General features: G+C 64.9%; 17 protein-coding genes and 1 tRNA gene. 6 read left to right on the top strand and 12 right to left on the bottom strand.

Annotation, left to right across the window (positions count from 1 at the left end; genetic code table 11):
- The 3 genes from A5625_RS17370 to A5625_RS17360 form a co-directional block, all read left to right on the top strand.
- Positions 1-897, top strand: an 897-nt coding sequence (locus A5625_RS17370; RefSeq protein WP_066996439.1) for a cellulase family glycosylhydrolase, incomplete at its 5' end; no start/stop codon positions are given.
- 112 nt (positions 898-1,009) lie between these two features.
- Complete coding sequence (locus A5625_RS17365) at positions 1,010-2,653, top strand: DUF4185 domain-containing protein (RefSeq protein WP_066996435.1); 1,644 nt, start codon at positions 1,010-1,012, stop codon at positions 2,651-2,653.
- A 28-nt stretch (positions 2,654-2,681) separates the two neighbouring features.
- Positions 2,682-3,203 carry a hypothetical protein gene (locus tag A5625_RS17360; RefSeq protein ID WP_066996432.1) on the top strand — a complete coding sequence of 174 codons (522 nt, stop codon included), beginning with the start codon at positions 2,682-2,684 and terminating at the stop codon, positions 3,201-3,203.
- Between the two features lie 74 nt (positions 3,204-3,277).
- Here the strand turns inward: A5625_RS17360 and A5625_RS17355 are convergent, their stop codons facing one another.
- From A5625_RS17355 to A5625_RS17330, 6 genes are all read right to left on the bottom strand, one after another.
- The gene (locus A5625_RS17355; protein WP_197516141.1) at positions 3,278-3,754 is read right to left on the bottom strand and encodes a CAP domain-containing protein; all 477 of its coding nucleotides are present in this window, start codon (positions 3,752-3,754) and stop codon (positions 3,278-3,280) included.
- 97 nt (positions 3,755-3,851) lie between these two features.
- Positions 3,852-4,856 (bottom strand): glycoside hydrolase family 6 protein, encoded by a 1,005-nt coding sequence (locus tag A5625_RS17350; RefSeq protein WP_066996429.1) that lies wholly within the window; start codon positions 4,854-4,856, stop codon positions 3,852-3,854.
- Positions 4,857-4,910: 54 nt separating this feature from the next.
- Entirely contained in the window at positions 4,911-5,627 is a 717-nt protein-coding gene (locus A5625_RS17345; RefSeq protein ID WP_066996426.1) for a cutinase family protein, read from the bottom strand.
- Between the two features lie 125 nt (positions 5,628-5,752).
- Positions 5,753-5,842: transfer RNA gene (locus tag A5625_RS17340), tRNA-Ser, on the bottom strand.
- Positions 5,843-5,871: 29 nt separating this feature from the next.
- Complete coding sequence (locus A5625_RS17335; protein WP_066996423.1) at positions 5,872-6,330, bottom strand: nucleoside deaminase; 459 nt, start codon at positions 6,328-6,330, stop codon at positions 5,872-5,874.
- Positions 6,327-6,848 carry a tRNA adenosine deaminase-associated protein gene (locus tag A5625_RS17330; RefSeq protein ID WP_066996419.1) on the bottom strand — a complete coding sequence of 174 codons (522 nt, stop codon included), beginning with the start codon at positions 6,846-6,848 and terminating at the stop codon, positions 6,327-6,329. The genes A5625_RS17335 and A5625_RS17330 overlap by 4 nt, the downstream gene beginning before the upstream one ends.
- Positions 6,849-6,978: 130 nt before the next feature.
- Here A5625_RS17330 and A5625_RS17325 point away from each other — a divergent pair, with 130 nt between their 5' ends.
- On the top strand, positions 6,979-7,923 hold the full coding sequence (locus A5625_RS17325; RefSeq protein ID WP_082984444.1) for a prephenate dehydrogenase: 945 nt from the start codon (positions 6,979-6,981) through the stop codon (positions 7,921-7,923).
- On the opposite strand, the gene A5625_RS17320 is transcribed toward A5625_RS17325, so the two are convergent.
- Genes A5625_RS17320 through A5625_RS17300 form a run of 5 tightly spaced genes read right to left on the bottom strand, consistent with a single transcriptional unit; the run spans position 7,886 to position 11,890 of the window.
- Entirely contained in the window at positions 7,886-8,485 is a 600-nt protein-coding gene (locus tag A5625_RS17320) for a putative glycolipid-binding domain-containing protein (RefSeq protein ID WP_082984443.1), read from the bottom strand. The genes A5625_RS17325 and A5625_RS17320 overlap by 38 nt on opposite strands.
- Positions 8,486-9,202: an ABC transporter permease gene (locus tag A5625_RS17315; protein ID WP_066996409.1), complete on the bottom strand. Its 717-nt coding sequence runs from the start codon at positions 9,200-9,202 to the stop codon at positions 8,486-8,488.
- The gene (locus A5625_RS17310; protein WP_066996406.1) at positions 9,199-9,885 is read right to left on the bottom strand and encodes an ABC transporter permease; all 687 of its coding nucleotides are present in this window, start codon (positions 9,883-9,885) and stop codon (positions 9,199-9,201) included. Before A5625_RS17310 ends, A5625_RS17315 begins: the two co-directional genes overlap by 4 nt.
- A 3-nt stretch (positions 9,886-9,888) precedes the next feature.
- On the bottom strand, positions 9,889-11,001 hold the full coding sequence (locus A5625_RS17305; RefSeq protein ID WP_066996403.1) for an ABC transporter ATP-binding protein: 1,113 nt from the start codon (positions 10,999-11,001) through the stop codon (positions 9,889-9,891).
- 1 nt (position 11,002) lies between these two features.
- A complete protein-coding gene (locus A5625_RS17300) occupies positions 11,003-11,890 on the bottom strand; it encodes an ABC transporter substrate-binding protein (protein ID WP_369830022.1) in 888 nt (295 codons plus the stop codon).
- 160 nt (positions 11,891-12,050) lie between these two features.
- Here A5625_RS17300 and A5625_RS17295 point away from each other — a divergent pair, with 160 nt between their 5' ends.
- A complete protein-coding gene (locus A5625_RS17295; protein WP_066996397.1) occupies positions 12,051-12,413 on the top strand; it encodes a lipopolysaccharide assembly LapA domain-containing protein in 363 nt (120 codons plus the stop codon).
- Here the strand turns inward: A5625_RS17295 and A5625_RS17290 are convergent.
- Positions 12,410-13,462 (bottom strand): phosphotransferase family protein, encoded by a 1,053-nt coding sequence (locus A5625_RS17290; RefSeq protein ID WP_066996394.1) that lies wholly within the window; start codon positions 13,460-13,462, stop codon positions 12,410-12,412. The two genes, A5625_RS17295 and A5625_RS17290, sit on opposite strands and share 4 nt — an antisense overlap.
- Before the next feature lie 32 nt (positions 13,463-13,494).
- Here A5625_RS17290 and A5625_RS17285 point away from each other — a divergent pair, with 32 nt between their 5' ends.
- Entirely contained in the window at positions 13,495-13,914 is a 420-nt protein-coding gene (locus A5625_RS17285) for a histidine phosphatase family protein (RefSeq protein ID WP_255397988.1), read from the top strand.
- The last annotated feature ends 47 nt before the right edge of the window (positions 13,915-13,961 follow it).

Here is a 13,961-nt window from a genome sequence, read left to right as displayed (position 1 = left end):
GGCTGGGCCCAGTTCTATGGCCACAACACCGCACGGATATTCCTTCACGATCAGCTCTGGGCGGCCGACCAGCGCGGCTTCCAAACGCGCCTAGGGCAATTCGTCGATATCGCGGCGCGGCACCGCATCAAACCGCTGTTGGTCTTCTTCGACTCATGTTGGGATCCGCAGCCCCGCGCCGGTCGGCAGCGCGCGCCAAGACCCGGAGTGCACAACTCGGGGTGGGCACAGAGCCCAGGTGCCGAACGCCTGGGCGACCCTCGCTATGTCGCGGTCATGCGTGACTACGTCACCGCGGTGATGACCCAATTCCGTAACGACAACCGGATTTTGGGCTGGGACCTGTGGAACGAGCCCGACAACCCGGCACGCCAATACCGCAATGTTGAGAGAAGCGACAAACAGCAACTGGTCGCCAATCTGCTCCCTCAGGTGTTTCGGTGGGCCCGGGCGGTGGATCCCAGCCAGCCGCTGACGAGTGGTGTGTGGCGCGGAGATTGGGGAGAACCGCAGCGCCGCAGTGCAATCAGCGACATCCAGCTCGCCAACGCCGACGTGATCACGTTCCACTCCTACGCCGAGCCCACCGGCTTCGAATCTCGGATCAACGAGCTCACCCCGCTGGGCCGGCCGATCCTGTGCACGGAATACATGGCGCGGCCCCAGGGCAGCACCGTGCAATCAATCCTGCCTGTCGCGAAGCGCCACAACGTCGGTGCCATCAACTGGGGTCTGGTTGCCGGCAAGACCCAGACGTACTTCCCCTGGGACTCCTGGGATCACCCCTACACCTCTGTCCCGAAAGTGTGGTTCCACGATTTGATCCGGCCTGAGGGACGGCCGTTCCAAGACATCGAAGTTCTGACGGTTCGAAAGTTGGCCGGAAGCCAGACCTGAACTTCTCCTGTCGCCCGCCTGATCGGTCATCGCCCGCCTTCCAGTAGTAGGGTTGTACCAGCTCAGAAGGGGGCGCGATGTTCGTCGATGCCACACGACCGTTGGCGGTGGCATGCAGCTGACAAATCTGAGCGAAGCGGAACTGATCGCGTCCGCCGGCGGTGACCCGTGGGCAATCAACCAGAGCTTGCAGGCCGGCAGCCCTTTTCAGATCTCCCGGTTGGCCGAGGCCTTTCATACCGCTGCCCGCTGCACAGCCGCGGCCAGCCAGGACTTCGAGCAGGCCCGCAAGCGTTTCGACGCCGCCTGGAATCACCAGATCGGTGACCACCCGATCAACGACGCCGACGAAGTGCAGCGGGTGACCAAATCCCTTGGCGCGCAGTCGGAGAAGCTGCCGAAGATTGGCGTTGACTTGGAAAACATTGCCGCCGCATTGACAGAGGCGCAGAAACGAGGGGCTCAAGAGATCGCGACTCTGGAGGGTGAGTTGCGAGAGCTCGACAGGCTCATCGGCGCGATAAAAGCGGATCTGAAGCTCGACCTCCCCGCGACGGAACGCGACAAACTGCAGGCACTGATGAAGGCTGCACACGCCGACGCCGTGGACGACGTCCGTGATGCTGTCAAGCAAATGAATTCAATCCGTAACGCCTACTCGGAAACTCTTCGTAAATCGCTGGACGCTCTGCACGGCGACGGCTACGACCCGCCCACAACCGTCGACACCTGCATGGAAAGTCCGTTGAAGCCGGGTGAGGTAAGGGATCTCGGCCCAATAGCCGGTACCGGCGGTATTCCAGGCATCCCCGGGATCGGGGCGGCGGACTTGGGAGAAGTCGTCGAGATACCCGGGCAGCCCGGGAAATACCTCGCGATCTTCGGGGATTCGTTCTCGGGCAACAAGGTTGGCGAGGGTGAGCACTACCGATCGGTGGCCGTGCCGGTGACCTTCGACGCTGAAGGACACCCCCATTTCGGAGCGCCATTGACCGGACCGGCGAACAGTGGTCAGGAGCTCTTCACCATGCCGGCCGAGGCGGTCAAGGCGGGTATCAGCGACACGCTGCCCGCTGGGACGATCACGCTGGGCGACAAGACGTACATGATGGTGACGGGCACGACCGGAAACCTTCAGCCGGCGGCTTCGTGGCTGGTCGAAGTGAACGGTAACCCCGGTAAGGGGTGGACGATGGTTCCGGGGTCATACCGAGCCGCCGGTGAAGCGCCCACCCAGGTCAGCGGCTACAAGGGTTCGGACGGCAAGGTCTACATCGCCGCTGATTCCTTCGACCGCAGCCGGGGCATCACCATGTACCGTGCAGATCCTGGGAACGTGTTCGATCGTTCAACCTGGCAACCTTGGAACGGAAACGACTGGGGAAAGCCCGGACAACAGGCCTTACAGGTCACTACCAATCGTTATGGCGAGCTCAGCTTTCGGGAAATCGGTGGGAAGCCCGTCTTGTCCGGTTTCAATGTCGATGCGCATCAAGGAAGTATTGAAGTGCGGGTAGGCGCCAAGCCAACCGAAATGTTCGGCTCGAACGTGCCGACGACACTGGTTGCGCAGAATGGCGATAACACAGCCACAAAGTTCATCCCGCAACCGTACGGTGGATATATCGTGCCCGGATCAACGCTGGACGACATGAAAATCCTTGTCAGTCAGTGGAATACGGCAAAGGATGGCAGCGGTGTGCCGTTCGGTACTCCATACAACACCCGAGAGTTTCAAATCGACCCCTACCATTGACCGGGCCGCCTGAACCGAGAGGAAGCATATGGTCACCAAGAAACTGGCCGGCGTCACCACACTCGTCGGCGCTGCTATCTCAGTCGCATGCGCGGCGCATGCCGATCCACCCACATTTCCCGACCTCAGCGCGGACGCCCCGGTGAACGCCAGCGATTACACGATTGACGTTCCCAACCCCGGCCGGGCACCGCTTCCCACGGTCTATTTCCTCACCCCTGACGGGGTAGTTTGCAACTTCACTCCTGACCAAGCCCAGTGCAGTGGGAATAACTTGCCCGCGGTACCGCCGGCGCCTTCACATCCGGATGCCGGCATCACCGGGGTTAATTGGATCGGAACCAGTACCGGGCTGAAGCAGACCAATGAGGGCGAACCGTCACGCGTGATCGAGGGACATCCCGTCAAAACGCTTCCTCCGGGTCATTCCATCACGGTAAATGGCATTATCTGCGGCGCAGATAATGCCGGCACGACTGCATGCAAGGACTCACAGGGCCGCGGCTTTGTGCTGTCGCCCAAGGGATCTGGATGGCTGCCTCACGTGTAATTGCCGACTAGACGGCTGTTGCGGGGCGAAGTCATGTCATTGGTGCCACCCGAAACCGCTTGTCCTGAACGGTTTTACGACGCTGCGAAATCACCCACGACGGTCATCTTGTTGCCGTCCCAGGCGGTGGCGAAGCCGCCCGCGTTATACGCACAGTTCAGAATGATGTCTCGGTGTGGCGGGCTCTGCATCCACATGTCCAGGGCGTCCTTGGGCGTCGCCGCGGATCCGGTGCCCCAGAAGACGATCTCACCCGAGTACCTACTCCGGTAGCCCGCAGCAGTGATACGCGCCTGCGGCGACGAGCCGTCCGAACCGATGTGTCCACTCACCCCGTTGCGCAGCATGTCGTCGGCGTGCCGCTGGGCTGCCTCGGCCAAACGCGGGTCGTCGCTGATCGGCCCGCATCCCTGACGAAGCTGGTTGACGCCGTTGTACACCGTGGTCGCTGGATCGTCGGCGTGCGCGACGAATCCGGACAGTGCACCGGGAGCCGATATGAGGGCAGTGCAGATCGCAAGGACGGCGGTGATCTCGACTTTGTTGGCCATGATGCCTCTTGCCGTGCGAGCTTCGCTGTTTTCGGTACCTAAATGTTATCCAATTTCAACCAAGTGCGGTCAGGAATCACGAATCGGTGCGCGGCAACTAGTGGCCCACGTTGTGAACCAGATCGATGGCGTACTGATTCACGAAGTTGCCCGCCGGCGGATCACCTTTGCCGCATGTTCCATCGGATTCACCGGGACGCTTGATCCACAAGTAGGCGTCGGCGTGCGCTCCCGCAGTCGCGGCGGTTGGCGGAGTGCCCAGTGCTCGACCGCTGGGGTTGCACCAGTTGAGTTCGGAGTCGGGCGCCGGTCCGACACCATTGCGCGACGTGTCGATCACGTAGTGCGAACCGTTTGTGAGCCCCGAAATCGCCTCGCCGTAGCCGATTTCGTCCTCAGTGGTGAAGAAGTTCGCGGTGTTGAGACTGAAACCCCGTGCGTGGCCGACACCGGCCTGGGTGAGCCTGGCTGCCATGTCCTCAGCGGTGTGCCAGCGGAGGTGGCCGGCATCGACATAGACAGCCGCGTTGGGATCCCGGGTCAGCGCGTCGACGGCATAGCGAACCAAGTCAAAGCGCTCTTGGCGCTGATCACCCGACAGACAGTCGGCCATGGCGAGCGCGTCGGGCTCGACGATGATCGCCACCCGCGAGGTGCCCACGCCGGATGCGATGCCGTCGATCCACGAGCGGTAGTCGTCGGCCGACGCCATGCCACCGGCAGCGAAGCTGCCACAGTCGCGGTGCGGGATTCCGTAAATCGCCAGCACCGGGATGGCGCCGGCAGCATTCGCGTCGCCGACATACTTGCCGACCGTTGCCGCCGACCCGCCGGGGACGATCCAGTACGCCTGCGGCGTGCTGGCGATCGCGGTCAACTCCGGGCTCGGCGGGTCGGCGCTCTGCGCGGCGCGCATGGCCGCCGATGCCGGATTTACGTAGAACGGCGCTCCGGCCAACGGGTCGCCGTCGGCGACCAGCCGCAACGTGGGGACGGGACGAACCTGCGCCGGGCCGGCGATAAAAGCCGTGCCGGCCAGGGCCACAACCGTGAGTAGGGGGGCGATCCATCGCGCGACTGCACCAGCAGCTGAGAACTTCACCTCAGGAAAATTAGTGGTTCAGAAGCGTTGAGCGCCAATCGGCGACGGAACCGCTTACACCGATCCGTGCCAGCCAGGGGCTGCGCCGAGCATGCTGGCCGCGAAGGCCGCGCCCTTCTCAATCATTGCCGTGTTGGTCGAATACGTGTCGTGTGCAGCGAAATTCATCCCGTCGGAGCAGATCGGGTCCTCGGCGGCGCACACCTGGATCGTCTTGGCCTGATAGAGCGGGCCGATGGTGACCGGCGGCTCGCCGAAGAAGTTCATCGCCTTGGCGCTCGGCAATGCGAAGAGCACGACAGAGGACACGTGGTTGGCAACTTCTGGATCCATCGGTTTGGGCACGGCCGCCGGATCGATCCCAGTGGGGACGGTAGGTGAGGTGACGAAACCCATCACGGCCGCGCCTTGGGAATAGCCGCCGAGCACCATCTTGGTGTTGGGGCAATCATGCGCCATCGAAACGACGTGTGCGCCCGCGTCGGTGACACCGGCCTCGCCCGCGGTCGTCCACTCGTGGGTAGCGGGGTAATTGACCGGATATACATCGAACGACTTTGCGCCGACGCGCGACTGCAGGGAGTCGACGAATGCCTGCCCGGTCGGGCCGAGACCGGGTGGATCGTCAGTGCCGCGGGCGAACACCACCTGAACGTCCGGACATGGACTGGCGGCTGCCGTGGGGATGGCGGAGGCGAGGACGGAAGCGGCGACGCCAGACGCCGCGGCTACCGCGGGAGCAACGAGACGAGGGGTGTGACGTGCGATCATGCCGCTGTTTGCCCAAAAAGGTGATTTTTAAACCGCGACTTTTCGGGCGTTCACCCGACGTGGACGCTGCGCGACATCAGCCAGCCTCCCAGCAAATCGGAAGACCACTTACGTCGGTGCAGTTTTGGCGGTGGCGGAGGGATTTGAACCCTCGGACGGTTTTAGCCGTCACACGCTTTCGAGGCGTGCTCCTTAGGCCGCTCGGACACGCCACCGCCGAGCAGCTTACCCAACCGAAGGCCTGTCACCCCAATCGCTGTTGGGCGAAGAAGGCCTCCACTGGCGCGGCGCACTCTTGTGCCAGTACACCGCCGCGCACTTCCGGGCGGTGATTGAGCCGCCGATCGCGGACCACGTCCCACAACGATCCGACCGCCCCGGTCTTGGGCTCCCAGGCGCCGAACACCAGCCGGGCGACACGCGACAGCACCAGCGCGCCCGCGCACATGGTGCACGGTTCGACGGTGACCGCCAGCGTGGCGCCTTCCAGCCGCCAGCCGTCCCCCAGTACCTCGGCCGCCGCGCGCAGTGCCAGGATCTCGGCGTGGGCCGTGGGATCGCCCAGGGCCTCGCGGGCATTGACGGCGCGGGCCAGCTCCGTTCCGTCGGCGCTGATCACCACGGCGCCGATGGGCACATCGCGGGGACCCGCGGTCGCGGCAACCGACAGTGCGGAACGGATCAGGTCTTCGTCTGCGATCACCGACCGAGCCGGTCGATCACCGCCGACAGCTGATCGGCGAAGCCCATTTCGCGGGCAATGCGGCCCAGTTGTTCGTCGGCGTAGAGATCGGTCTCATCGAGGATCACCCCGAGGACCGCCTCGGGTAGCCCGATGTCGGACAGCAACCCTAAGTCGCCTTCTTCGAAGGGATCTGAGTCCTCGAGATCCTCCGGATCGATGTCGGCGTCCAGCTTGTCGAGCACTTCCGCGGCGATGTCGTAATCCAGCGCCGCGGTGGCATCCGAGAGCAACAACCGGGTTCCCGACGGTGCCGGACGCACGATGACGAAGAATTCGTCATCCACGTCAAGCAGCCCGAATACGGCCCCGGAACTGCGCAAATCGCACAGCTCCGTCTCGGCGGCGGACAGGCTCATCAGCGACTTACGGGCCATCGGAGCACAGCGCCACTGCCCCTCTTCGCGCACGACCGCGACGCCGAAGCCGTCCGGCGTGTCCGCGGACAGGCCCTGAGCAGAGGCACGTTGTGCTCCCATGGCCGCTTACGGTAGTCCCTGACCAGGTCCCTGACCAGATGGGCGCCAGGTAGCCGCGACATCTGACGGCGCCGTGGTCGACCGGATGTGCCAACCTTAAAATGTGGCAAGCCCTCGTTCTAAGACACCGGTGTGCGTGCTCGGGCTGGGACTGATCGGCGGCTCGATAATGCGGGCCGCCACGGCAGCTGGTCGTGAGGTGTTCGGCTACAACCGCTCGGTGGAGGGTGCGCAGGCCGCGACGGCTGACGGTTTTGACGCCACCACCGATCTGACCGCGACCCTGTCGCGCGCCGCCGACGCCGAAGCGTTGATCGTGCTGGCCGTGCCGATGCCGGCGATGGCGGGCATGCTCGCCCACATCAAGGTGGCGGCGCCGGAGTGTCCGTTGACCGACGTCACCAGCGTCAAGCAGGCGGTGCTCGACGCCGTCGGCGCAGCCGGTCTGCTGGAGCGTTTCGTCGGGGGTCACCCGATGGCGGGCACCGCGCATTCGGGTTGGACCGCCGGCTACGCCGGCCTGTTCACCGGCGCCCCGTGGGTGGTGAGCGTCGACGACCATGTCGATCCGACGGTCTGGACGACGGTGACGACCTTGGCGCTGGACTGCGGGGCGGTGGTGGTGCCGGCCAGGTCCGACGAGCACGACGCCGCCGCCGCGGCCATCTCGCATCTGCCCCACCTGCTCGCCGAGGCGTTGGCGGTCGTCGCCGGAGACGTCCCGTTGGCCTTCCCGCTGGCCGCCGGGTCATTTCGCGACGGCACCCGGGTGGCGGCCACCGCCCCGGATCTGGTCCGGGCAATGTGCGAAGGCAACTCCGAACAACTGGTGCATACCGCCGACCGCGTGATCGAGCTGCTGAGTCGGGCCCGCGAATCGCTGGCTTCCCATCACTCGGCCGCCGACCTCATCGAATCCGGCCATGCCGCACGAACGCGTTACGACAGCTTCCCGCGCACCGACATCTTCCACGTCGTCGTCGGCGCCGAAAACTGGCGTCAGGAATTGGCCGCCGCGGGCCGGGCTGGCGGCGTGGTCAGATCCGCTCTGCCAAGCCTGGATAGTCGACGATGAATCCTTCCTCGTCGACGCCCACCGTGGTGTCAGAGATCGGCGAACGCAACTTGATCTCATCCAGACTGCCCGTGCTGCTGTAGCTCACGCTGTCCGCTGTGACGGACATCTCCGGCAGGTTCACGTAGACCACAGGCAGTGTGACCGAGGCCGCTCGCTGATATAACCCGAGCCGCCGGATGGGCAGCGCGTTGAAGAAGGGGCTGAACTCCACGTCGACGTCTAGAGCGCCGTTATAGGCCGCGCGGTGTTCGCCCTGATGGTCGGTGACCAACCACATGTTCTCCTCGTCGCGGGCGAAGGAGAACACTCGTTCCCGCTCGGCCAGGGTGACGGTCATCCCGAGCCGCTTGGTGGCACCGGTTTCATCGGTCTGCAGGTCGTAGTACGCGCCGAACGCCGGGTTGGCCTCGGTGGCGGCGGCAATGATGCGGCCATTGGCCTTGATTCTGTTGCCGGACACCTGGATTCGTACCGATTCCATTCGGGGAGCATCCTGTGCGCGCCAGGTCAGCATCGCCTGCCATACACGGCGCGACGGATCAGAAGGGGCTGCGTTCACTCATCTACCGTAAGACGTGCCCGCCAACCGCTGCGGCAGTGCCCGGTATGTTCGTCGCAGCCGCCCGGTGCCGGGCACCGAAATCCACACCGCCGACGCCAGCAGTCCATCGAGCACCAGCGCCAACGCGGCCACCATCAACGCCCCGACAAGGGCCAGATGAAACTCGCGCTCTTTGATCCCGTCGATCAGGTATCTGCCCAGACCGCCGAGACTGGCGTAGGCGGCCACGGTGGCGGTCGCGACGACTTGCAGGGTCGCGTTGCGCAGCCCGCCCAGAATCAGCGGCAGCGCGTTCGGCACCTCGACGCGCAGCAGCACCTGCGCCTCGGTCATGCCCATCGCCCGTGCCGCGTCGACGACCGTCGGCTCGACGCTGGCGATACCGGCATAGGTGCCGGCCAACAGCGCCGGCACTCCCAGCAGCATCAGCGCCACCAAAGACGGTCCCATGCCCAACCCGAACAGCAGTGTGCCGAACAGCAGCACGCCCAACGTCGGCAGGGAGCGCAACCCGTTGACGGCGCCCACCACCAGCAGAGTGCCGCGGCCGGTGTGCCCGATGATCAGGCCGACCGGAACCGCGATCAGCGCCGAGGCACCCACCGCAAGGACGGTGTACTCGAGATGTTCCAGGATGCGGGCCGCCAGCCCGACCGGGCCGGTCCAGTTGTCGGCGGTAAAGACATAGGAGATCGCGCCTTCGACGAAGTTCACCGCGCACCGCCGACTACCGGCGCCACCACCGAGCGGCGGCCGGTGCCGCGCGTGGCGTGCGCCCAGGGCGTGGCCAGCCGGCCGATCACGACGATGAACAGATCGATCACGACGGCCAGCACAAACAATGCGATGATGCCGGCCAGGATCTGATCACTCTTGTCTGTTTGGTACCCCTGAGTGAACCAGCTGCCCAATCCCCCGATGCCGATGACCGAACCGACCGAGACCATGGCGATATTGGTGACCACCACCACCCGCAGCCCAGCTGTGAGTACCGGAACCGCAAGCGGCAGCTCGACTTTCAGCTTCCGGGTGATCGGCGGGTAGCCGACCGCCGTAGCGGCGTCACGTACCTGCGCCGGTACCGCGTCCAGCGCCTCGAGCACCGCGCGCACCAGCAGCGCGGCGGTGTAGGCCGTCAACGCCACCATCACATTCGCCTCGTCCAGGATGCGGGTGCCGATGAGCACCGGCAGCACTACGAACAGCGCCAGCGACGGGATGGTGAACACCACACTGGCCGCCGCCGTGGTCAGTCGGCGCGCGATTCGGGTGCGCTGCACCAGCATGCCCAGCGGCAGCGCGATGGCCAACCCGATCAGCACCGGCAGCAACGACAGCCATAAGTGCACGACGGTCAGCGCCCAGGCGTCGTCGAGATGGGTGAGCAGATAGCGCATCGGCTAGGTCCCCCGATCTCGCGCCGGGCGCACTCGTTGGGACTCCACCGCGGCCAAAACGTCGGCGGCCAGCACGCCGCCGATCACCCTGCCGTCGTGATCAACGGCCACGCCGACCCCCGACGGCGACGACAGCGCCGCATCCAGTGCCTGGCTCAGATTGCCCCTCTGCCGAAACAGTGATCCGGCCCCACTCATGCTGTCGGACAACGGCACACCGTCGCGGTGCCGACGCAGGCCCTCGCCGTCGATCCAGCCGATGGGCTTGCCGGCATGGTCGACCACAACGGTCCAGTCCTCGAAAAACTCTGTCTCCAAGAGCTTCTCGGCCGCGATCTGTTCGACGTCATGCAACGGCAGCCCGGCCGCGTCGATGAGTTGCAGCCATCGGTAGCCACGCCCCAGACCGATGAACCTCGACACGAAATCGTTGGCCGGTCGCGACAACAGCCGGGCCGGCTCGTCGTATTGCTGTAAGGAGCCGCCCTTGAATACCGCCACTCGTTCGCCGAGCCGCAGCGCCTCGTCGATGTCGTGCGTGACGAAAACGATCGTCTTGTGCAATTCTCCTTGCAGCCGCAATATTTCGTTCTGTAGGTCGTGGCGAACCACTGGGTCGACGGCGGAGAACGGCTCATCCATCAACAGGATTGGCGGGTCGGCGGCCAGCGCTCGCGCCACGCCGACCCGCTGCTGTTCGCCGCCGGAGAGTTGCGCGGGATACCGGGTGGCGAGTTTGGCGTCCAGCCCCACCCGTTCCAGCACCTGGTAAGCGGCTTTACGGGCCTCCCGGCGGCGCTGGCCACGCAATACCGGCACGGTTGCCACATTGTCGATTACCCGCTGGTGGGGCATCAGCCCGGCGTGCTGGATGACGTAACCGATTCCCAGGCGCAGCTTCACCGGGTCGAGGGTGGAGACGTCGACACCGTTGATGGTGATGGTGCCCGACGTAGGCTCGATCATCCGGTTGATCATTCGCAGCGCCGTCGTCTTGCCGCTGCCGGACGACCCGACGAACACGGTCAGCTTGCCGTCGGGAATGGTCAGGTCGAGCTGGTTAACGGCCGTGGTTCCGTCGGCGAAGGCCTTGCTGACGTTGTCGAAGATGATCAAGTCATGCCCCGATCGGATGGCTGAAGCCGTTGTCTCGTATCCAATTCCGTGCCGCCTGGTCGGGATCGACGCCCGAGTTTCCGGACACCGCCGCGTTGAGCCGGGCGACGCCGGAGGTGGTCAGCTTCGCCGACACAGCATCCAGCACATTCTTGAGCCGGACCGACTTCTTTTGTGAATTGACCAGTGGCACAATGTTTCCAGCCAAGAAGTTGTGTTCCGGGTCGTCGAGGGCGACCAGGCGGTTCTGCAGGAACGCCGGCGACGTGGTGAAAATGTTGGCGGCGTTCACCCGTCCTTCGATCAATGCGCGCACGGTGACCGCGCCGCCCCCGTCGTCGATCGCGACGAAGTTGCCCGGTTTGATGTCGAGTCCGTACTTCTGCCGCAGCCCCGGTAACCCGGCCGGGCGGGTGGCGAACGCCGAGGGCGCCCCGAATCGCACGTCCGCCGAATGGACGGCCAAATCGGCGATTGTCGTCAGGCTCCAGGAGTTCGCCGTTTGGTCGGTCACGCTGACCGTATCGGTGTCGCTGGCCGGGGCGGGCGTCAGAATCGACAGGTCGTGCGGCAGCTGCTGGCCGAGCTCGAGCTCGACGGCACCCATCATGGTCGCTTTCGACTGCGGTGCGAAATAGAGCAGCAGATTACCGATGTATTCCGGAACCAGGTCGATGGAATGGTCTTTGAGCGCAGGGATATACGTCTCCCGGCTGCCGATACCCATTCGCCTCCCGACCTCAAAACCGTTGGCCTCCAAGGCCTGTGCGTAGACCTCGGCGATGGTCTGTGATTCCGGAAAGTCCCCGGAGCCGACCACGATGGAGTTGGGGCTTCGAACCTGCGTCCCCAGTGGATCGGAATTGCTGCACGCCGCAACGACGAACATCGCCGTGAGCAATGCTGCCGCGTGCGTGATCACAGCTCGCGGGCGCGGCGTTACCGTCATATCGCCGACCCTAACTCCGGAACCGCGCGGACGGTGGCCTGCGACGATTGGTTGCGGCGAATCTGTTTCATTCTGCGTCGGATGGGGCAAAGATGGCAGTATGAGCAGCCAAACCCCTGCGTCACCTGGGCAGCCGCCCCCCAAGCCCACCACCACCCCTGCGCCGAAGTCCGGCGCACGCACCAAAGAACCGGCCATCGGATTCACCCGCGCCGGCGCGCTGTGGTCCTCGCTGATTGCCGGCTTTGTGATCCTGATTCTGTTGCTGATTTTCATCACCCAGAACACGACACCGACGGACTTTCAGTTCCTGGGATGGCACTGGAGCCAGCCCAAGGGCGTGGCGATCTTGCTGGCGGCGGTGGTCGGCGGGCTGATCACCGTCGCGGTCGGCACCGCGCGGATCTTGCAGTTGCGGCGCGCGGCAAAACGGCAGCACGCCGCCGCCACCGCCACCCGCTAGCCGGGCAGCTTGGCCAGTTCGGCCAGACCCCGGGAGATCAGCGGCGCCACCACCTCGGGGGTGTGCTCGGCCGCGTCTCCCATTCCGCGCGCCTGATCCGACATCCGCCGGCGGAAATCGATACCCGCGGCGATGATGGCGAGCTTGAAGTAGGCCAGCGCCATGTAGAACTCCCAATGCGCCAGCGGTATACCGGCCACCAACGAATAGCGGTCGGCCAATTCGTCGGCCGTCGGCAACAACGGTGACGTCCACGCGGCCTGCGCATTGACGATCAAATCCAGGGCGGGGTCGCGGTACACGCACATCAGGGCCGCGTCGGACAGCGGGTCCCCCAGCGTCGAGAGCTCCCAGTCGACGACAGCCCGAACCTTCGTCGGGTCGTCGGCGTCCAGGATCGTGTTGTCGATCCGGTAGTCGCCGTGCACGATCGACGTGCGGCTCTGCTGCGGAATAGCCTCGCCCAGACCGGAATGCAGCCGTTCCACGTCAGCGTCGCGACGGTCCTCGGGCAACCGCACCAGCGACCATTGCGAACCCCAGCGCCGCACCTGACGCTCCAGATAACCGCTGGGCTTGCCGAAATCGGCCAGGCCGACGGCATTGGGATCGACGTTGTGGAGGTCGACGAGCACCCGGATCAACGAGTCGACGCAACCTTCGATGACGGTGTGGCTGAACGCTTCGAGTTGAGCGCGACGACGCACCACCTGGCCGGCGACGAATTCGACGATCTGGAAGGGAGCGCCCAGCACCGAATCGTCCTCGCACAGCCCGATCGTGCGCGCCACCGGAACCGGTGTGTCCTGCAGCGCCGCAACGACGCGGTACTCGCGGGCCATGTCGTGCGCCGACGGGGTCAACCCATGCAGCGGCGGCCGCCGCACCAGCCAACTGGTGCTGTCGTCATAGACGCGGAACGTCAGGTTCGAGCGACCACCGGAAATGAAGTCCGCGCGCAACTCACCCTCGCGCCCGATCCCGAGTGAACGCAAGTAGCGGTCCAGCGAGGCCAGGTCGAGGCCCTCCAGTTGGTCAGCTGAGGTCACCGAACTTGTCTACCATCGCCGACCTCGACCCGGTGCAACACCTGAGATTTGCCGATCTTTCGCTAGGCCTTGCCCGCATCCTCGTCGAGCAGATCCGTGCCGAGATGCCTGAGGAATGGGCGCGCCTGGCCCAGGGCCATCTGCCCAGTGCGGTCGACGAGGACGCTTTCCGCACCCGGGTACGCGCAGCGGTCGACGACCTGGTCGCCGCCGGCGACCCTGAAGACACGGTGGCGGTGTTCAGCCACGGCGGCGTGATCAACGTCCTGTTGCACGAAATTCTCGGTACCGCCCGACTGCTGTCCTTTCCCGTCGACTACGCGTCGGTGACTCGGCTGCTGTTCTCCCGGTCCGGTCAAGCGACGGTGGCCGCGGTCAACACCACCGAACATGTCTGGGACCTGTTGCCGCGAAACCAGAGGCTGCTCGACGAGGATGCGGGCAAGGCCTAGCGAAAGATCGGCAAATCTCAGGTGTTGCACCGGGTCGAGGTCGGCGA

The organism is Mycobacterium sp. 1465703.0, assembly GCF_001672975.1.
GTDB lineage: Bacteria > Actinomycetota > Actinomycetes > Mycobacteriales > Mycobacteriaceae > Mycobacterium.
This window is presented reverse-complemented; position numbering and strand designations above follow the sequence as displayed.

Bases quoted from the DNA above. Each gene is read 5' to 3' on its own strand.
- A5625_RS17345 (WP_066996426.1), bottom strand. From the start codon at position 5,627: ATGATCGCACGTCACACCCCTCGTCTCGTTGCTCCCGCGGTAGCCGCG.
- A5625_RS17310 (WP_066996406.1), bottom strand. From the start codon at position 9,885: ATGCGCTATCTGCTCACCCATCTCGACGACGCCTGGGCGCTGACCGTC.
- A5625_RS17330 (WP_066996419.1), bottom strand. From the start codon at position 6,848: ATGGGAGCACAACGTGCCTCTGCTCAGGGCCTGTCCGCGGACACGCCG.
- A5625_RS17365 (WP_066996435.1), top strand. From the start codon at position 1,010: ATGCAGCTGACAAATCTGAGCGAAGCGGAACTGATCGCGTCCGCCGGC.
- A5625_RS17360 (WP_066996432.1), top strand. From the start codon at position 2,682: ATGGTCACCAAGAAACTGGCCGGCGTCACCACACTCGTCGGCGCTGCT.
- A5625_RS17355 (WP_197516141.1), bottom strand. From the start codon at position 3,754: ATGGCCAACAAAGTCGAGATCACCGCCGTCCTTGCGATCTGCACTGCC.
- A5625_RS17300 (WP_369830022.1), bottom strand. From the start codon at position 11,890: ATGTTCGTCGTTGCGGCGTGCAGCAATTCCGATCCACTGGGGACGCAG.
- A5625_RS17295 (WP_066996397.1), top strand. From the start codon at position 12,051: ATGAGCAGCCAAACCCCTGCGTCACCTGGGCAGCCGCCCCCCAAGCCC.